Origin of the sequence: Streptomyces sp. NPDC002779, assembly GCF_042888685.1 — a bacterium.
In the GTDB taxonomy this organism is placed as follows: domain Bacteria; phylum Actinomycetota; class Actinomycetes; order Streptomycetales; family Streptomycetaceae; genus Streptomyces.
In genome coordinates this window covers 776300-794999 of the sequence record NZ_JBIAQC010000001.1, presented here as the reverse complement: position 1 = coordinate 794999, position 18700 = coordinate 776300, and the positions used below count along the sequence as shown (strand labels likewise).

The following is an 18700-nucleotide window of genomic DNA, read 5'->3' as shown; positions in this document are numbered from 1 at the left end:
GCTTGGAGAATGGGGAACTTCACGATGCGTCGGACATCCAAACTGACCCGTGTCGCGGTGGGGGTCGCGTCCATCGCGCTCGCTGCCACGGCCTGCGGCGGTACCAGCAGCGACGACAGCGACAGCGGCTCCTCCAAGGAGGACCTCGGCCTCGCGATCGCGTACGACATCGGCGGCAAGGGCGACCAGTCCTTCAACGACGCCGCGTACGCCGGTCTGGAGAAGGCCCAGAAGGAGTTCGGCTACAAGACGGCCGACATCGAGCCCACCGAGGGTGAGACGGACGCCGACAAGGAGCAGCGGCTCGCCTCCCTCGCCAAGCAGGGCTACAACCCGGTGATCGGCGTCGGCTTCGCCTACGGCCCCGCCATGGAGGCCGTGGCCGCGAAGTACCCGAAGACCACCTTCGGCATCGTCGACTCCGTGGTCGAGGGCGACAACGTCGCCTCCCTGGTCTTCGCCGAGGAGCAGGCCTCGTACCTCGCCGGTGTCGCCGCCGCCAAGGCCACCAAGACCAACACCGTGGGCTTCGTCGGCGGTGTGGACATCCCGCTGATCCACAAGTTCGAGGCCGGCTACAAGCAGGGTGTGCAGGACACCAACTCGAAGGTCAAGGTCATCTCGCAGTACCTGACCCAGACCGCCGAGGAGGGTGGCTTCTCCAGCCCCGACAAGGGCAAGGCCGCCGCCGAGGGCCAGATCGAGAAGAAGGCCGACGTCGTCTACCAGGCGGCCGGTCTCTCCGGTCAGGGCGTGATCGAGGCGGCCGCCAAGGCGAAGGTCTGGGCGATCGGCGTCGACTCCGACCAGTACCAGCAGGAAGCGCTCGGGGCGTACAAGGAGTACATCCTCACCTCCGCGCTCAAGGACGTCGGCGGCGCCGTCTACGCCCTCGCCAAGTCCGTCAACGACGACAAGCCGCTGACCGGCGTCCAGACCTTCGACCTGAAGGTGAACGGCGTGGGCCTCGCGGAGAGCAACCCGAAGATGGCCGAGATCGCGGGCCTGAGCGATGCCGTGGCCAAGGCCAAGGAAGGCATCACCGACGGCACCATCAAGGTCAAGACGGAGTAGTCCTCCGACCGGACCGGGTGGTCCGGATCGTCGAGCGGGCGGTGGGCACTGTGCCCCCGCCCGCTTCGGCGTTCCCGGGCAAGGTCACCCAACGCCACCTCTCCTTTGCGTTCGGCAAGCCTCCGGCCAGGGGTCGGGTGACGTTGGGCACGGGCGGATAACAAGGTGGACAGAAGGGGTTTTCAGGTTGGTCTACGCGCGTTAATCTGCGGCGAAGCCCAGCGCCGAAGCTGTGAAGCACTGTCCTCCGGCGCTTGTACGACTAGGAGCACCTCACATGCGCCGGATTTCCCGGATCACGGTCGCAGGCGCAGCGACCGCCTCTCTGGCCCTCGCGCTCTCCGCCTGCGGCGGCACCTCCTCCGAGAGCTCGTCCGAGTCGAAGGGCGACAAGGGCCTGGCCATCGCGTACGACGTCGGCGGCAAGGGCGACCAGTCCTTCAACGACGCGGCCTACGCGGGCCTGGAGCAGGCGAAGAAGGAGTTCGGCTACGAGACGCAGGACGTCGAGCCCACCGAGGGCGAGACGGACGCGGACAAGCAGCAGCGCCTGGAGTCGCTGGCCAAGCAGGGCTACAACCCGGTCGTGGGTGTCGGCTACGCGTACGCCGCCGCCGTCAAGGGCGCCTCGGAGAAGTTCCCGGACACCACCTTCGGCATCGTGGACGACTCCACGGTCGAGGCGAAGAACGTCGCCGACCTGGTCTTCTCCGAGGAGGAGGCGTCCTACCTGGCCGGCGTCGCCGCGGCCAAGAGCACCGAGTCGAACGTCGTCGGGTTCGTGGGCGGTGTGGACATCCCGCTGATCCACAAGTTCCAGGCCGGCTTCGAGCAGGGCGTCAAGGACACCAACCCCAAGGCGAAGGTCCTCTCCCAGTACCTCACGCAGACCGCGGAGGAGGGTGGCTTCTCCAGCCCCGACAAGGGGAAGACGGCCGCCGAGGGCCAGATCGAGAAGAAGGCCGACGTCGTCTACGCGGCCGCCGGTCTCTCCGGCCAGGGCGTCATCGAGGCCGCCGCCGCCAACAAGGTGTGGGCGATCGGTGTCGACTCCGACCAGTACCGGCAGGAAGCCCTCGCCAAGTACAAGGACTCGATCCTCACCTCGGCGATGAAGGACGTCGCCAAGGCGGTCTACAACCTGGCGAAGTCGGTCGAGGACGGCAAGCCCGAGACCGGTATCGTTCGTGGCGATCTGAAGACCGGCGAGGTGAGCCTGTCGAACTCCAACCCGAAGTTCGCGGACAACGCCGAGCTCCAGGAAGCCATCGAGACGGCCAAGGAGAAGATCATCAAGGGCGAGATCAAGGTCAAGTCGAGCTGACGATCAAGCAACACCCTGAGCAGCGTGTAACCGCGGGGTTACGTCCGCTCGACGGGGTACGGGGGGCCGGCTCCCCGTACCCCGTTGTCAGCGGTGCGTCGCCCCTTTGTATGCCGTAGGGGCGCTACGCGCGTAGACGACCCCCGTCCCCAGGAGAGTGCGCCATCAACGCGTCCAGCAGCCCTCCGGCCGACGCGGCGGTCAACGGTCAGGTGACCGCCGTCGAGCTTGCCGGGATCACGAAGCGATTCCCGGGCGTCGTGGCCAACCACGACATCCACCTCACCGTCCGCAAGGGCACCGTCCACGCCCTCGTCGGCGAGAACGGCGCCGGCAAGTCGACCCTGATGAAGATCCTCTACGGCATGCAGAAGCCGGACGAGGGCACCATCGCCATCGACGGCGAGCAGGTCACCTTCTCGTCCCCGGCCGACGCCATCGCCCGCGGCATCGGCATGGTCCACCAGCACTTCATGCTCGCCGACAACCTCACGGTCCTGGAGAACGTGGTCCTCGGCAGCGAGAAGCTGCACGGCATCGGCGCCAAGGCCCGCCGCCGGATCAAGGAGATCTCCGAGCGCTACGGCCTCGGCGTGCAGCCCGACCTCCTGGTCGAGGAGCTCGGGGTCGCCGCCCGCCAGCGCGTGGAGATCCTCAAGGTCCTCTACCGCGGCGCCACCACGCTGATCCTCGACGAGCCCACCGCCGTGCTGGTGCCGCAGGAGGTCGACGCGCTCTTCGACAACCTGCGCGAGCTCAAGGCCGAGGGCCTCTCCGTCATCTTCATCTCGCACAAGCTCGGCGAGGTGCTCTCCGTCGCCGACGAGATCACCGTCATCCGCCGCGGCACGACCGTCGGCACGGCCGTCCCCGCCGAGACGACCCCGCGTCAGCTCGCCGAGATGATGGTCGGCAGCGAGCTGCCCACCCCGGAGACCGCCGAGTCCACGGTCACCGACCGCCCGGTCATCACCGTCGACAAGCTGCGCCTCGAGGCGCCCGGCGGCAAGGCCCTGCTGGACGACATCAGCTTCACCATCCACGCGGGCGAGGTCCTGGGCATCGCCGGCGTCGAGGGCAACGGCCAGACGGAACTGGTCGACGCCCTCATCGGCCTCAAGAGCGCCGACTCCGGCACGATCAGCCTCGCCGAGGAGGAGATCACCGCCTGGACCACCCGCAAGCGCCGCGAGCAGGGCATCGGCTACATCCCCGAGGACCGCCACCGGCACGGTCTGCTCCTGGAGGCCCCCCTCTGGGAGAACCGCATCCTCGGCCATGTCACCGAAAAGCCCCTCGCCAAGGGCGTATGGCTGGACCCGAAGGCCGCGCAGGAGGACACCCGCCGCATCGTCGAGGCCTACGACGTCCGCACCCCCGGCATCGACGTCACCGCCGCCTCGCTGTCCGGCGGCAACCAGCAGAAGCTGATCGTCGGCCGCGAGATGAGCCACAGCCCGCGCTTCCTGATCGCCGCCCACCCCACCCGCGGTGTGGACGTCGGCGCCCAGGCCGCGATCTGGGACCACATCCGCGAGGCCCGCCGCGAGGGCCTGGCCGTGCTGCTGATCTCCGCCGACCTGGACGAGCTGATCGGCCTGTCCGACACCCTCCGGGTGATCTACAACGGCAAGCTGGTCGCGGACGCCGACCCGGCCACCATCACCCCGGAGGAGCTCGGCTCGGCGATGACCGGTGCCGCGACCGGCCACCTGGAGCACGAAGAAACCGCTGAAGACGCCCCTGAGTCTTCTGAGCCCGGCGAAGACGAGGCCCGCTGATGAAGAAGTTCGACAAGGAGCGCGTGCTCCTCGCGGTGGCCGGCCCGGTCATCGCGCTCGCCGTGGCCTTCGCGCTGAGCTCGGTGGTACTCATCGCCTCGGGCAAGAACCCGGTCGAGCCGTACACCCTGATGTTCGAGCAGGCCTCGTTCTCCGACATCCAGGTGCTGATCATCAACCAGGCCTCGATGTACTACATCGCGGCCCTCGCGGTGGCCATCGGCTTCCGGATGAACCTGTTCAACATCGGCGTCGACGGCCAGTACCAGCTCGCCGCCATGATGGCCGCCATCGTCGGCGCCCACGCCGACCTGCCGGCCGCGATCCAGGTCCCGCTGCTGCTCCTGACGGCCATCTGCACCGGCGCCTTCTGGTCCGGCATCGCCGGTGTCCTCAAGGTCACCCGGGGCGTCAGCGAGGTCGTCGCGACGATCATGCTCAACGCGATCGCGACCTCCGTCATCGCCTACCTGTGGCTGCCCGACGTCTTCGGTGTGAAGGTCGGCAACAACAACACCACCGGCGAGATGCACGAGTCCGGCTGGATCCCCGGCATCGACATGGGCGACGCGGGCGAGATCTACGGCCTGGTCATCCTCGCCGTGCTGCTCGGCATCGGCTACTGGGTCGTCCTCAACCGCACCCGCTTCGGCTTCGACCTGCGCGCCTCCGGCGCCTCCGAGTCCGCCGCCGCGGCCAGCGGTGTCGACCCCAAGCGCATGGTGCTCACCGCCATGCTGATCTCCGGCGCCATCGCGGGCCTGGCCGGTCTGCCGATCCTGCTCGGCGACACCCACACCTACAGCCTGAACTTCCCCACCGGCATCGGCTTCCTCGGCATCGGCATCGCCCTGCTCGGCCGGAACAGCCCGGTCGGCATCGCGTTCGCCGCGCTGCTGTGGGCCTGGCTCGACAAGGCCTCGCCCGAGCTGGACTTCCACGACTACGACAAGGAGATCGCGGTCATCATGCAGGGCCTGATCGTGCTCTCGGTCGTCGTCTCCTACGAAGCCGTCCGCGAGTGGGGCCTGCGCCGCCAGCAGCGCCGCGTCGGCGCGGAGCTCGCCGCCGGGCACGTGCTCGGCGCCGACAACAACACGAAGGAGGTGGCGGGCCGATGACCACCCCCCAGACTTCAGCGGTCGACGTCAACCAGCCCACGCTCCAGCCCGCCGCGCCCACCGGACGCCGCCTGTCGTGGCCCGTCCTGCTGCTGGTCATCGCCGGAGCCCTGGCGCTGACCTCCCTCGTCCGCATCATCACCGGCGCCGACGGCATCACCAACGTCAGCCAGATGTCCACCGCGCTCCAGCTCGCCGTGCCCATCGGCCTCGCCGGTCTCGGCGGTCTGTGGGCCGAGCGGGCGGGCGTCGTCAACATCGGCCTCGAAGGCATGATGATCCTCGGCACCTGGTTCGGCGCCTGGGCCGGCTTCCAGTGGGGCCCGTGGACCGGTGTCCTGGTCGGCATCATCGGCGGCTGCCTCGGCGGTCTGCTGCACGCCTTCGTCACCGTCACCTTCAACGTCAACCACATCGTCTCCGGTGTGGCGATCAACATCCTCGCCCTCGGCGCCACCCGCTACCTGGCCCCCCTCGCCTTCGTGGGCCACCAGGGCGGCTCCGCCAAGCAGTCCCCGGCGGTCGAATCGCTCGGCCACTTCACCGTGCCGGGGCTGTCCGACGGGCTCCGGGATCTGAACGACCAGGGCTGGTTCCTCATCTCGGACATCGCCGGACTGCTCGGCGGCCTGGTCACCAACGTGTCCTGGCTGACCCTGATCGCGGTCGCGCTGATCCCCGCCACCTGGTGGATCCTGTGGCGCACGGCGTTCGGTCTGCGGCTGCGCTCCTGCGGTGAGAACCCGATCGCCGCCGAGTCCCTCGGCGTGAACGTCTACAAGTACAAGTACATCGCCGTGATCATCTCCGGTGGTCTGGCCGGCCTCGGCGGCGCCTTCCTCTCCATCGTGGCCAACCCCTTCTATCTGGAGGGCCAGGTCTCCGGCCGTGGCTTCATCGGCCTCGCCGCGATGATCTTCGGCAACTGGATGCCGGGCGGCCTCGCCCTCGGCGCCGGTCTGTTCGGCTACACCGACAGCCTCAACCTGCGCGGCGGCTCGGAGAACGTCCACGCCCTGCTGCTGCTCGGCGCGCTGCTGCTGGTCATCGGCGCGATCTGGCTGGCGATCCGCAAGAAGTACACCGCCGCCGCGATCACCCTGCTCATCGGCGCCCTGGTCTTCGCCTGGTACGCGGGCACCAACGAGGTCCCGAACCAGGTCGTCTCGGCCACGCCGTACGTCATCACCCTGATCGTCCTCGCCCTGTCGGCCCAGCGCCTCAGGATGCCCAAGGCGGACGGTCTGCCGTACCGGAAGGGCCAGGGCAAGTGACGCCGGGCGACTTCGACTGGGACGCCTTGCGGGAGGTGGCGCGGGAGGCGATGAGCCACGCCTACGCCCCCTACTCGGGCTACCCGGTCGGCGTCGCGGCCCTCGTCGACGACGGCCGCACGGTCTCCGGCTGCAATGTGGAGAACGCCTCCTACGGCCTCGGCCTGTGCGCCGAGTGCGGTCTGGTCTCGGAGCTGCAGCGCACCGGGGGCGGCCGGCTCACGCACTTCACCTGCGTGGACGGCAGGGGCGAGATCCTCGTCCCGTGCGGCCGCTGCCGGCAGCTGCTGTACGAGTTCGGCGGGGCCGAGCTGCTGATGGAGACACCGGCGGGGATCCTCCCGCTGTCGCAGATGCTGCCGCAGGCCTTCGGCCCGGGCCATCTCGCCAAGTAACTCCCGTGCGGCCCCTCTGAACCGCTTCAGGGGGGCCGCGCACTTTCTTGAGAACGTCGGAAGGAAAGCCATGGCTGTTGTGTTGTCGGACGCCATCTCCGTGATCCGCACCAAGCGGGACCGCGGTGAGCTCAGCGACGAGCAGATCGACTGGGTCATCGACGCGTACACCCGCGGCGAGGTCGCCGACGAGCAGATGTCCTCGCTCGCCATGGCGATCCTGCTCAACGGCATGAACCGGCGTGAGATCGCCCGCTGGACGGCCGCGATGATCGCGAGCGGCGAGCGCATGGACTTCTCGTCCCTGTCCCGTCCGACGGCCGACAAGCACTCCACCGGCGGCGTCGGCGACAAGATCACGCTGCCGCTGGCGCCCCTGGTGGCGGCGTGCGGCGCGGCCGTGCCCCAGCTCTCGGGCCGCGGCCTCGGCCACACCGGCGGCACGCTGGACAAGCTGGAGTCGATCCCGGGCTGGCGCGCGCTGCTGTCGAACGAGGAGATGCTGTCCGTCCTCGACACCACCGGCGCGGTGATCTGCGCGGCGGGCGACGGACTGGCCCCCGCGGACAAGAAGCTCTACGCGCTGCGGGACGTCACCGGCACGGTCGAGGCGATCCCGCTGATCGCCTCCTCGATCATGTCGAAGAAGATCGCCGAGGGCACCGGCTCGCTGGTGCTGGACGTGAAGGTGGGCACCGGCGCCTTCATGAAGACGATCGAGGACGCCCGTGAGCTGGCGTCCACGATGGTGGGCCTGGGCACGGACCACGGCGTGAAGACGGTCGCGCTCCTCACGGACATGGCGACTCCGCTGGGCCTGACCGCGGGCAACGCGCTGGAGGTCCGCGAGTCGGTGGAGGTCCTGGCGGGCGGCGGCCCCTCGGACGTGGTCGAGCTGACGATCGCGCTGGCCCGGGAGATGCTGGCGGCGGCGGGCATCCGCGACGCCGACCCGGCCAAGGCCCTCGCCGACGGCTCGGCGATGGACGTCTGGCGCCGGATGATCGCGGCGCAGGGCGGCGACCCGGACGCCGAACTGCCGGTCGCGAAGGAGCAGCACGTCATCACGGCGCCGGCGTCGGGCGTCCTGACCCGCCTCGACGCGTACGGCATCGGCGTGGCCGCCTGGCGCCTCGGCGCGGGCCGGGCCCGCAAGGAGGACCCGGTCCAGGCGGGCGCGGGCGTGGAGATGCACGCCAAGCCCGGCGACGCAGTCCGCGCGGGCCAGCCCCTGCTGACCCTGCACACCGACACCCCGGAACGCTTCGACTACGCGCTCCAGGCGGTGGAGGGCTCCTACGACATCGCAGCGCCGGGAACGGCCTTCACGGCGTCGCCGGTGGTGCTGGAACGCATCGCCTGACCCGGGGTTTCCCCTCAGGACGCACGGGACCGGCGGATTGCCGCCGGTCCCGTCGCCGTATCGGCGAAGCTGCTCATCCGCCGGCCCCCGATGAGTTCCGCGCGCCCGCCCGGTCTACCGGTTGTGGACGCCATGACACCCGCTGTACTCGTGCCGGCAGGACCCGTCACCAAGGACCAGGTGACCAGCCTGTGCGACGACGTGCGCGCACTGCTGGAGGGGTCCGGTGCCGGGGTGGTGGTCTGCGACGTCGGCGGCCTCGGCCCCCCGGGTCTGGGCGCCGTCGACCTGCTGGCGCGGCTCCAGCTGACCGCCCGGCGCTGCGGCGGCCGGATCCGGCTGCGCGACCCCGATCCGGCCCTACGCGCCCTTCTCGGCCTGGTCGGTCTCCGCTTCGAGGTGGAGGGGCAGCCCGAACAGCGGGAACCAGCGCTTGGTGTCGAGGAAGCAGTGGAAACCGGTGATCCGCCCGTCTGAGATCTCCAGCACCTGCACCGCCCACGCGGTGTAGCCGCCGGTCTCCTCGTCCGGCTTGTAGTGGGCGAAGCCGGGCAGGCCGTTGGCCTGGACGGGCCGCAGCCGGGAGTCGGCGCAGGAGGCACCGAGCGTGGTCATGAAGCCGGTGATGTCTGCCGGGCCGGCCAGCCACAGGTCGAACGGCGGCATCGTCATGATGGCGTCCTCGTGCAGCAGCGCCGTCAGTGCCGTCATGTCGTAGCCCTCGAAGGCCGCGACATACCGCTCCAGGAGCTTTTGCTGCTCCTCGTCCAGCGGGTTCGACACGGAGGCGTCCGCGCCCCGCTCCTCGCGCTCGGCCAGCGTGGCGCGGGCCCGCTGCAGGGCGCTGTTGACCGACGCGACCGAGGTGCCGAGCAGCTCGGCGACCTCGCTCGCCTTCCAGGCCAGCACCTCGCGCAGGATCAGCACCGCCCGCTGCTTGGGCGGCAGTTGCTGGAGGGCGGCCATGAAGGCCAGCCGCACGGACTCCTTGGCGACGGCCGCCTCGGCCGGGTCCTCCACCGTCGGCAGCACTCGGGCGTCGGGCATGGGCTCCAGCCAGGTGTGGTCGGGGCGGGGGGAGAGGGCGGCCTGGGCGAGCGGCGTGGCGTCGGTCAGGTCCATCGGGCGGGCCCGTTTGTTGCCCGCGGACAGCATGTCCAGGCAGACATTGGTGGCGATGCGGTACAGCCAGGAGCGGACGCTGGAGCGGCCCTCGAACTTGTCGTAGCTGCGCCAGGCCCGGACGAGGGTGTCCTGCACCGCGTCCTCCGCCTCGAAGGACGAGCCGAGCATCCGGTAGCAGTACCCGGTCAGTTCGACCCGGTGCCGCTCCAGTGTCTCGTCGAGGTCCGTCGTTGTCGCCGTGTTGCCCATCGTCCACCCACCCCTGTGGCCGTTCCTGTGTTGCACGCCTCATCGCGTCCAGCACTTCGGAAGCTACCGCAGCCCACTGACAATGGCGTGCGGAGTGGGGAAATGTGCAGGTCAGGCGGGTTTGCCGCAGGGCGGGAATCCGCGGGCCGCCAGCCGGGCCGCCCGGGTCCCGAGCACCGTGATCGCCACCACGCCGACGACCGCCAGCAGGCCCACCCCGACGGTCCCCGCCCAGCCGCCCGCGTGGAACGCGATCGCGCCGACCGTGCTGCCCGCGCTGGAGCCGATGTAGTACGCCGACTGGTACAGCGCCGACGCCTGAGCCCGCCCGTGCGTCGCCGTCTTGCTGACCGCCGAGGATGCCACCGCGTGGCCCGCGAAGAACCCGGCGGTGATCAGGACCAGGCCCAGCAGGACCAGCGGCAGGGAGTCGGCCAGCGACAGCAGCAGGCCCGCCGCCGTGGTGCCGCCCGCCGCGTACAGCGCGCCCCGGCGGCCCAGGCGGCCCACCAGCCGCCCCGCCGTCGACGCGGACACCGTGCCCACCAGGTAGACCAGGAAGATCGAGCCGACGATGCCCTGCGGCAGCCCGAACGGCGCCTCCGTCAGGCGGTAACCGATCACCGTGTACACCCCGCCGAACACCGTCATGAACAGCGCGCCGATCGCGTAGAGGCGGCGCAGCAGCGGGTCGGAGAGGTGGTCGCGGACCGTACCGGCGAGGACCCGCGGCTTCAGCGAGCCCGCCACGAAGTGCCGCGGCGCCGGCAGCAGCAGCCGGAACGCCACCGCGCAGGCCACCGCCAGCGCGCCGATCACCCCGACGGCCACCCGCCAGCCCCACTCCTGCGCGACCCAGCCGGTGATGACCCGGCCGCTCATACCCCCCACGCTGTTGCCCGCGACGAACAGACCGATCGCCGTGATCAGCGCCTTGGGGCGGACCTCCTCGGCCAGATAGGCGGTCGCCGACGCCGGCAGCCCGGCCAGCGCCGCGCCCTGCACCGCCCGCAGCACGACCAGGGCGGTCAGGTTCGGCGCGAAGGGCACCAGCAGGCCGAGGGTCACCGCGACCGCGAGCGACGCCGTCATGACCGTACGACGGCCGAAACGCTCCGACAGCGCGCTCATCGGGAGGACGAACAGCGCCAGACCGCCGGTCGCCGCCGCCACCGTCCAGCTCGCGTCGCTCGCCGTCACCCCGAACTCGCCGGAGATCAGCGGCAGCAGGGCCTGGGTGGAGTACAGGAGGGCGAAGGTGGCCACCCCCGCGAGGAAGAGGGCGAAGCTCATCCGGCGGTAGCCGGGGCCGCCCGGGGACAGACGGGAGTCGGGGGAGTCGGCGGCGGGGACGGACGTGACGGCGCCCACGGTGGTGGACGCCCCGGTACTGGCGGGAGACATGACTCGACCGTACGAAGGCCGCACTCATCCGTCCAATGCATGGAATCGCCATAATCGTTCCCATGGAGCATCAGCAGAGGTCACAGCCGCGACCGTCACCGTCCAGTGACACAGAAGACAGGGCCGAGATGTCGAGGCTGCTGGCGCCGCGGCTGGCCTACTTCGCCGGCGTCGCCCGCACCGAGCACGTCACCCGCGCCGCGCAGGAGATGCAGGTCCCTCAGTCGACCCTCTCGCGGGCCATGGTCCGCCTCGAACAGGACCTGGGCGTCGACCTGTTCGCCCGCCGCGGCCGGACCGTCTCCCTCACGCCGGCCGGGCGTACCTTCCTCACCTCGGTGGAACGCGCCCTCGCCGAGGTGGAGCGCGCCGCCGACGAGGTCCGTGCCGACGCCGACCTCGCCACCGGCAAGGTCGCCTTCGGCTTCCTGCACACCATGGGCTGGGAGACGGTCCCGGGCCTGATCAGCGCCTTCCGCGCCGACCACCCCCGGGTGCGCTTCAGCCTGGTCCAGAACTACGGCGAGGCGATGATCGAGCGGCTGCGCGCGGGCGAGCTGGACCTGTGCCTGACGTCCCCGGTGCCGGACGCCCCGGACCTGGTCGCCCGCCGCCTGGACGAACAGAAGCTCCGCCTGGTGGTCCCCGCCGACCACCGGCTCGCCGCCCGCCGGCGCGTCCGCCTCGCCGAGGCCGCCGACGAAACCTTCGTCACCCTGGAACCGGGCTACGGTCTGCGCCGGATCACCGACGACCTGTGCCGGGAGGCCGGCTTCAAGCCGCGCGTCGCCTTCGAGGGGGAGGAGGCGGAGACCCTGCGCGGTCTGGTCGCGGCCGGGCTGGGCGTCGCGCTCCTGCCCCCGCCCGCGGTACCCCGGCCGGGGGTGGTGGAGCTGACGGTCACCGCTCCGCGCGCGGTGCGGGAGATCGGAGTGGCGTGGCTGGACGGCCACCCGGACACCCCGCCGGTGGCGGCCTTCAAGAAGTTCCTGCTGTCGAAGAGGGGCAATCTGCTGGCGACCTAGGGCCGTTACCGCCGCTGCCCGAAGCCGGACGCGAGCGGCATGCGCAGTCCCAGGGGCGGCGGCGCCGCGAACGCGTCCTCCACCGGGCGGGCGAACGCCCGCCCGAACAGCGCCCCCATCACGAAGTCCTCGGCCAGCGACAGCACTTCGGCCCGGTGCTGGTGCAGCCCGTGCCCGTCCGAGTGCACCTCGAACCGGCACACGTCCCGGTTCGTCTTCTTCGCCCGGGCCGCCAGCCGGAAGGACAACTCGGGGTCCGTGCGCTGATCGTTCGTCCCGTGCACGATCAGCACCCGCCGTCCGGCGAGCTGCTTCACCGGTTCGGGTGGCGCCGCGACATCCTCCTCCGGCAGCCAAGGGGCGATGGCGAGGACGGAGTTGACCGCCTCGTGCCCGGCCGCCCGCAGCGCCGCCCGCCCGCCCATGTCGAACCCGGCGAGGCACACCGGCACATCGCCGTAACGCCGTACGGCTTCCTCCACGGCCCAGTTGGCGTCCCGGGCCAGATTCGCCTCCGTGCCGTTCCACCCCCGCCAGCGGTAGTGCACGGCGTGCGCGGCCAGGCCCTCGTCCCGTGCCGCGCGGGTCAGCCGGCGCCCGAGGGCGCGGACCGATGCCGCCGCCCACATCGCGGAGGGGCGGCGATGTGACGTCTCGTCACCGCCGGGGAGCAGCAGTACCACCCCGCTCACCGTCGTCGGTTCCGGGCCGAGCGCTCTGCCCAGGCGGGCCGTGCGAACCGGCGTCGCTTCCTGTGCCATGACAGAACAGTGTCAGAAGCGCGGGTGTACGCCACCCGTCCGTGGGATCACCGTTACGTATCGACGGAAACGTCCACCAGGCGCTCTACGCGCGTAGGCGTTAAAGTGCGGAAATGACGAGCCAGACCATCGCGAACACCCCGACACCGGAGCAGATCCGCCGGGCGCCCAAGGTTCTGCTGCACGACCACCTCGACGGCGGCCTGCGCCCCGCCACCGTCATCGAACTCGCCCGCGCCAGCGGGTACTCCCAGCTCCCCGAGACCGACCCCGACAAGCTCGGCGTCTGGTTCCGCGAGGCCGCCGACTCCGGCTCGCTGGAGCGCTACCTGGAGACCTTCTCGCACACCGTCGGCGTGATGCAGACCCGGGACGCCCTGGTGCGGGTCGCGCGCGAATGCGCCGAGGACCTCGCCGCGGACGGTGTCGTCTACGCCGAGGTGCGGTACGCCCCCGAGCAGCACCTCGCGGCCGGACTCCGCCTCGAAGAGGTCGTCGAGGCCGTCAACGAGGGCTTCCGGGAAGGCGAGCGGCTCGCCCGGGAGCGCGGCCACCGCATCCGCGTCGGCGCGCTGCTGACCGCCATGCGGCACGCCGCCCGTGCCCTGGAGATCGCCGAACTCGCCAACCGCTACCGTGACCTGGGTGTCGTCGGCTTCGACATCGCCGGGGCGGAGGCCGGTTACCCGCCCACCCGGCACCTGGACGCCTTCGAGTACCTGAAGCGCGAGAACAACCACTTCACCATCCACGCCGGTGAGGCCTTCGGGCTGCCGTCCATCTGGCAGGCCCTGCAGTGGTGCGGCGCCGACCGGCTCGGGCACGGGGTGCGCATCATTGACGACATCGAGGTCAAGGACGACGGCACGGTCCACCTCGGCCGGCTCGCCTCCTACGTCCGCGACAAGCGCATCCCGCTGGAGATGTGCCCCAGCTCCAACCTCCAGACCGGCGCCGCCACCTCCTACGCCGAGCACCCGATCGGACTGCTGCGCCGGCTGCACTTCCGGGCGACGGTGAACACCGACAACCGGCTGATGTCCCACACCAGCATGAGCCGGGAATTCGAGCACCTTGTCGACGCATTCGGTTACACGCTCGACGACATGCAGTGGTTCTCCGTCAATGCGATGAAATCAGCGTTCATTCCTTTCGATGAACGACTCGCGATGATCAATGACGTCATCAAGCCCGGTTACGCCGAGCTGAAATCCGAGTGGCTGTTCCGGCAGACGGCCTCCACCAGCGGTTCCTCGGCCGAAGAAGGCTGATCGCGGGATTTCGGTGACGGGGAATGCGGACGGACGTTCACCATCCGTCCGCATTTCGATGTTTGCGGCGGGAGCCTCGGCATGTTTACGGTCATGGGCCGCTCACATCCCCCGTCATCCCAATTCGAGGACGCATTCAATGAAGCAGTCTGCTGGCAAGACCCTCGGTGTCGCCGCCCTCGGTGCCGCCTTCGCCGCCACCGGTGCGGGCGCCGCGAACGCCGCCCCGGCCCTGCCGGACGCCGGTTCCGCGCTGGACACGGTGACCCGGACGCTGCCCGCGGAGAACCTCTCCCAGGTGCTGCCGGGTGGAGAGGCCCTGGCCAAGGGGCAGACCGCGGCCGACGCGAGCGGGACCGCCGCCCAGCCGCTCGCCCAGAAGCTGCTCGCCGGCGGCCCGACCAAGCCGGTCGCCGGTCTCCTCGGCGGCCTCCCGGTCGGCAAGATCCTGCCCGGCGGCGGCGCCGGTACCGGGGTGAACGGCCTGCCGCTCGGCTGAGCCCTCCCGAACGCGCCGACGGGGCGCACCCTTGGACACGGGGTGCGCCCCATCGGCGTACGGGTGTCAGCCGGTCACCAGGCGGTGCGCGCCTTCTCCTCCGAGGGCAGGAAGATCCAGAGCCCTATGTAGAGCAGGAACTGCGGGCCCGGCAGCAGACAGGACAGCAGGAACAGCACGCGCATCGTGGTCGCCGACATGCCGAAGCGTCGCGCCAGCGCGGCGCACACTCCGCCGATCATGCGGCCGTTGGTGGGTCGGGCGAGGCGGGACATCTGCGGCTCCTTCGTGAGCGTCGGTCAAAGGCGGCGTTTCGTGGCCGCCTCATCTGGCAGCAACACTACGGAGACGAAGGGGGCAAAGCGTCGCTCTACGGTGCGATCCCGACCCTGGGAATCGTCGGGGTCCTACCCTGAGGAGCCTCGCCCTTCAGGGCCGACCCCGGCGGGTGGGCGCGCTCGGTCCGGCGGCGCAGCCGGCGGCGTACCGCCGGTACGACGGCCGCGTGCACGAGCGTCACGCCGACCGTGTTCAGCAGCACCGAGTCCACGTCCACCACCTGGCCCGGCACCCCGGTCTGCAGCAGTTCGATGCCCATCGAGATCAGGATGCCCGCGGCGACCGTACGGAGCAGTGACGCGAGGGGCGAGGCGGCGAGCCTGCCGTGCACCGCGGGCAGCAGGACGCCCAGCGGGGCGAGCAGCGCGACGGCCTCGGCGAGGCGGCGCAGCCCCTCCTGCCGGCCCAGCGCCAGATCGGCCTCTATCCCGGCGAACGGACGCAGATTGGGTGGCAGCACCCAGGGCACGTCCAGGGGACGCAGCGTGAGCCAGGCGACGAACGTGAGGTGGGCGACCAGGAGGACGCCCCCTGTCACCCGGATACGGATCGCGATGCCGCCGCTGTCGGAGCCTTGACGCTGCACGCTGGGCTAGACGCGGTCTTCGGTGCGGTTGGTTCCGGGGCCGTTGTTCGGCTGCGGGCCGTGGGGGCTTGTCGCGCAGTTCCCCGCGCCCCTTCCCGGCGCTCCCCGGCCCTGAGTTCCTCAGTCCGCGGTGATCTCCGACGACGGCGGTGTCTCCGTGTACGGTCGCGTCCGCACGTCGTCCGTGCACTCGTACCGCCGGAGCGGGTAGCCGTCCGGGCCGCCGAGGATCACCGAGCCGTCGCCCTCCGCCGCCTCCGAGTCGGAGAACGTGCAGACGATCTGGGCGAGGGCCACCGGCGTCAGGGCGTCGGGCGGGGTGCTCAGGCGGAGGGTGTCGTCGGGGTCGTCGGCGCGCGGACCGGTCACCGCCAGCCTGCCGCGGACCTCGCTCGTGTAGCCCGCCTCCAGCTCCGTCGCCGACGGAGTCGCCCTCAGCTCGTCCAGCAGGCCCTGCGCCACCAGCACCCGCCGCTGCGAGTCCGCCGTGCCCTGAGGAACCCGTACCGTCCGGTCCACGGCCACCAGCGACGAGCGGCACAGCAGGAACACCTGGGCGGGCAGCCCCCGTGAGGCCTGGGTCGCCATGTCCGGCTCGGCCAGCGAGCAGTGCACCCGGGAGGGCGCGGGCCCGAAGTCGGTGGGGACCTCGGTGGCCCGGATCCCGCACCCGGCGAGCAGCCCGGCGAGCAGCGGGAGCGCCAGCAGACGGCGTACGGTCATCACGCCTCGTCCTTCTCGTCCGGGCCCCTGTGCTCCTCGGCCTCCTGGGTCAGCGCCGAGGCGTCCCGGGGCAGCCGCAGCGTGAACACCGCGCCGCCCTCGGGGGAGTTGGCGGCGGTGATCTCGCCGCCGTGGATGTGGGCGTTCTCCAGGGCGATGGAGAGGCCCAGGCCGCTGCCCTCGGAGCGGGGGCGGGAGGCGCTCGCCTTGTAGAAGCGGTCGAAGACGTGCGGGAGGACGTCCTCGGGGATGCCCGGGCCGTGGTCCCGCACCGCGATGACGACCTCGGCGTCCTCCTCCCGCACCGACACCCGTACCGGCGAGCCGCCGTGCTTGAGGGCGTTGCCGATGAGGTTGGCCAGGATGACGTCCAGGCGGCGCGGGTCGAGCTGGGCGTGGATGCCGCGCTCGGCCTCCAGGTCGACCGCGTCCAGCCAGGCGCGGGCGTCGACGCAGGCGGTGATCTGGTCGGCGACGTCGACGTCGTCCAGCACCAGACGGGCGGTGCCCGCGTCGAAGCGGGTGACCTCCATCAGGTTCTCGACGAGGTCGTTCAGACGCCGGGTCTCGCTGACGACGAGCCGTACGGCGGGTTCGATCATCGGGTCCATGGACCCGGTCTCCGCCTCCAGCTCCTCCTCCAGGATCTCCGTCACGGCGGTGATCGCGGTGAGCGGTGTCCGCAGTTCATGGCTCATGTCCGCGACGAACCGGCGGGAAGCCTCGTCCCGCGCGGCCATGTCGTCGACCCGTTTCTCCAGCGCCTCCGCCGCGTGGTTGAACGTCCGGGAGAGATCGGCCAGTTCATCGGTGCCGGACACCCGCAGCCGGGTGTCCAGCTTGCCCTCGCCGAGCCGGCGCGCGGCAACTCCCAGCCGGTGCACGGGCTTCAGTACGGTCGTGGCGGCGGCCTGCGCGAGCAGCGCCGAGCCGATCAGGGCCAGGCCCGTGGCGATCCCCAGCGACCAGGCGAGGGAGTTGAGGTCCTTCGCCTCCGGCTCCAGCGACTTGAGCATGTACCCGGTCGGCCCGCCGCCGATCACCTTCGTACCGGCCACCAGATACGGGGTGTCGTCCTCCACGATCCGCTGCCAGTACAGGTGGTAGGCGTACTTGTTGGTGGAGTCGACCGTCTGCTCCTCGTTCACCGCCTCGCGCAGCGACCCGGGCACGTCCTTGAGCGTGAAGCCGCTCAGCCCGCCGGAACTGCCGGAGACGGTCTCGCCGTCGGCGTTCTCGGCGACGAGCAGCACACTGAACCGCTGGCTGCTGTTGGCCATCTGGCCCGCGGTGCGCTGGAGTTCGTCCTGCGTCGGCCGCTCGGGCAGCACACCCGCCCGGTTCTGCATCTCCTGCTGGAAGTCCCGCAGCACCGCGTCCTGGGTACGGGTGAGCACGGCCTCCCGGTTGAGCCAGTACGCGATGGCGGACGCGGACACGGCGGCGGTCAGCGCCACCAGGCCGAACACCACGACCAGCCGCAGCCTCAGGCTGGTCAGACGCAGCCGCGACCAGACTCCCCTGCGCTCCGCGAACCAGCCGCGGAACCCCCCGTGCGCTGGTGTCACTGAGGCGCGTCCAGCCGGTAGCCGACCCCGCGGACCGTACGGATCAGGGTCGGGGACGACGGCACGTCCTCGACCTTGGCGCGCAGCCGCTGCACACAGGCGTCCACCAGACGGGAGTCACCGAGGTAGTCGTGCTCCCACACCAGCCGCAGCAACTGCTGCCGGGACAGCGCCTGTCCGGGCCGCCGGCTCAGCTCCAGCAGCAGCCTCAGCTCGGTCGGCGTCAGCTGGAGGTCCTCGCCGTTCTTCGTCACCGTCATCGCCGCCCGGTCGATGACGAGGCTGCCGAAGCTCGCCGCGTCGTTGGACTCCCGCTCCCCGCGCCGCAGCACGGCCCGGATCCGGGCGTCCAGCACCCGCCCCTGCACGGGTTTGACGACATAGTCGTCGGCGCCGGACTCCAGGCCCACCACCACGTCGATGTCGTCGCTGCGCGCGGTGAGCAGGATGATCGGCAGCTGGTCGGTGCGCCGGATGCGGCGGCACACCTCGAAGCCGTCGATGCCGGGCAGCATCACGTCCAGCACGATCAGGTCCGGCCGCTGCTCACGCAGCAGCTTCAGGCCGTCCTCACCGGTGGCAGCCGTGGCAACCCGGTGACCCTGGCGCGTCAGTGACAGCTCCAGGGCCGTGCGGATGGCGTCGTCGTCCTCGATCAGCAACAGGGAAGGCACGGGGCTCATTCTGGCCCATGGCGGGGTGGGGTTTCGACACCTGTACAGGTACGGCAAGGACCGCTGCTCTCCGTGACCGAGCGGTGCGTGCGCTACGACGGACCCCTGTGACAGCTCTGTGACAGTCGGCGGACACGGCCATGA

General features: G+C 70.8%; 19 protein-coding genes. 11 read left to right on the top strand and 8 right to left on the bottom strand.

The features are described 5' to 3' along the window. Window positions 1–24: 24 nt before the first annotated feature. The 8 genes from ACFYW5_RS03585 to ACFYW5_RS03550 all read left to right on the top strand — a co-directional run bounded on the left by ACFYW5_RS03585 (window position 25) and on the right by ACFYW5_RS03550 (window position 8809). The gene (locus tag ACFYW5_RS03585; protein ID WP_389415274.1) at window positions 25–1074 is read left to right on the top strand and encodes a BMP family protein; all 1050 of its coding nucleotides are present in this window, start codon (window positions 25–27) and stop codon (window positions 1072–1074) included. A 277-nt stretch (window positions 1075–1351) separates the two neighbouring features. Further along, window positions 1352–2398, top strand: a complete 1047-nt coding sequence (locus ACFYW5_RS03580) for a BMP family protein (protein WP_389415273.1) — start codon at window positions 1352–1354, stop codon at window positions 2396–2398. Between the two features lie 212 nt (window positions 2399–2610). After that, on the top strand, window positions 2611–4179 hold the full coding sequence (locus ACFYW5_RS03575; protein WP_389415272.1) for an ABC transporter ATP-binding protein: 1569 nt from the start codon (window positions 2611–2613) through the stop codon (window positions 4177–4179). Then, entirely contained in the window at window positions 4179–5300 is a 1122-nt protein-coding gene (locus tag ACFYW5_RS03570; RefSeq protein WP_389415271.1) for an ABC transporter permease, read from the top strand. The genes ACFYW5_RS03575 and ACFYW5_RS03570 overlap by 1 nt, the downstream gene beginning before the upstream one ends. Then, the gene (locus ACFYW5_RS03565) at window positions 5297–6574 is read left to right on the top strand and encodes an ABC transporter permease (protein ID WP_389415270.1); all 1278 of its coding nucleotides are present in this window, start codon (window positions 5297–5299) and stop codon (window positions 6572–6574) included. Before ACFYW5_RS03570 ends, ACFYW5_RS03565 begins: the two co-directional genes overlap by 4 nt. Continuing rightward, a complete protein-coding gene (locus ACFYW5_RS03560) occupies window positions 6571–6969 on the top strand; it encodes a cytidine deaminase (RefSeq protein ID WP_389415269.1) in 399 nt (132 codons plus the stop codon). The genes ACFYW5_RS03565 and ACFYW5_RS03560 overlap by 4 nt, the downstream gene beginning before the upstream one ends. Window positions 6970–7048: 79 nt before the next feature. Then, window positions 7049–8332: a thymidine phosphorylase gene (locus ACFYW5_RS03555; protein WP_389415630.1), complete on the top strand. Its 1284-nt coding sequence runs from the start codon at window positions 7049–7051 to the stop codon at window positions 8330–8332. 90 nt (window positions 8333–8422) lie between these two features. Continuing rightward, entirely contained in the window at window positions 8423–8809 is a 387-nt protein-coding gene (locus ACFYW5_RS03550; protein ID WP_389415268.1) for an STAS domain-containing protein, read from the top strand. Here ACFYW5_RS03550 and ACFYW5_RS03545 read toward each other — a convergent pair. Continuing rightward, on the bottom strand, window positions 8693–9706 hold the full coding sequence (locus ACFYW5_RS03545; RefSeq protein ID WP_389415267.1) for a sigma-70 family RNA polymerase sigma factor: 1014 nt from the start codon (window positions 9704–9706) through the stop codon (window positions 8693–8695). The two genes, ACFYW5_RS03550 and ACFYW5_RS03545, sit on opposite strands and share 117 nt — an antisense overlap. Window positions 9707–9817: 111 nt before the next feature. Next, window positions 9818–11110, bottom strand: coding sequence for an MFS transporter (locus ACFYW5_RS03540; protein WP_389415266.1), 1293 nt, complete (start codon window positions 11108–11110; stop codon window positions 9818–9820). Between the two features lie 62 nt (window positions 11111–11172). Here ACFYW5_RS03540 and ACFYW5_RS03535 point away from each other — a divergent pair, with 62 nt between their 5' ends. Further along, entirely contained in the window at window positions 11173–12135 is a 963-nt protein-coding gene (locus ACFYW5_RS03535; protein WP_389415265.1) for a LysR substrate-binding domain-containing protein, read from the top strand. Window positions 12136–12140: 5 nt separating this feature from the next. Here the strand turns inward: ACFYW5_RS03535 and ACFYW5_RS03530 are convergent, their stop codons facing one another. Beyond that, on the bottom strand, window positions 12141–12896 hold the full coding sequence (locus ACFYW5_RS03530; RefSeq protein ID WP_389415264.1) for an alpha/beta hydrolase: 756 nt from the start codon (window positions 12894–12896) through the stop codon (window positions 12141–12143). 113 nt (window positions 12897–13009) lie between these two features. Between ACFYW5_RS03530 and ACFYW5_RS03525 the strand changes: the two genes are divergently transcribed. After that, a complete protein-coding gene (locus ACFYW5_RS03525) occupies window positions 13010–14167 on the top strand; it encodes an adenosine deaminase (RefSeq protein WP_389415263.1) in 1158 nt (385 codons plus the stop codon). Window positions 14168–14306: 139 nt separating this feature from the next. Then, window positions 14307–14666, top strand: a complete 360-nt coding sequence (locus ACFYW5_RS03520; protein WP_389415262.1) for an ATP-binding protein — start codon at window positions 14307–14309, stop codon at window positions 14664–14666. A gap of 74 nt (window positions 14667–14740) precedes the next feature. Here the strand turns inward: ACFYW5_RS03520 and ACFYW5_RS03515 are convergent, their stop codons facing one another. The 5 genes from ACFYW5_RS03515 to afsQ1 form a co-directional block, all read right to left on the bottom strand. After that, window positions 14741–14941, bottom strand: a complete 201-nt coding sequence (locus tag ACFYW5_RS03515; RefSeq protein WP_250077959.1) for a PspC domain-containing protein — start codon at window positions 14939–14941, stop codon at window positions 14741–14743. A gap of 95 nt (window positions 14942–15036) precedes the next feature. Further along, window positions 15037–15591: a VanZ family protein gene (locus tag ACFYW5_RS03510; protein WP_389415261.1), complete on the bottom strand. Its 555-nt coding sequence runs from the start codon at window positions 15589–15591 to the stop codon at window positions 15037–15039. Window positions 15592–15711: 120 nt separating this feature from the next. Then, entirely contained in the window at window positions 15712–16314 is a 603-nt protein-coding gene (locus ACFYW5_RS03505) for a hypothetical protein (protein ID WP_389415260.1), read from the bottom strand. Next, window positions 16314–17882: an ATP-binding protein gene (locus ACFYW5_RS03500; protein ID WP_389415259.1), complete on the bottom strand. Its 1569-nt coding sequence runs from the start codon at window positions 17880–17882 to the stop codon at window positions 16314–16316. Before ACFYW5_RS03500 ends, ACFYW5_RS03505 begins: the two co-directional genes overlap by 1 nt. Beyond that, the gene (gene afsQ1 / locus ACFYW5_RS03495) at window positions 17879–18556 is read right to left on the bottom strand and encodes a two-component system response regulator AfsQ1 (protein ID WP_062722075.1); all 678 of its coding nucleotides are present in this window, start codon (window positions 18554–18556) and stop codon (window positions 17879–17881) included. Before afsQ1 ends, ACFYW5_RS03500 begins: the two co-directional genes overlap by 4 nt. Between the last annotated feature and the right edge of the window lie 144 nt (window positions 18557–18700).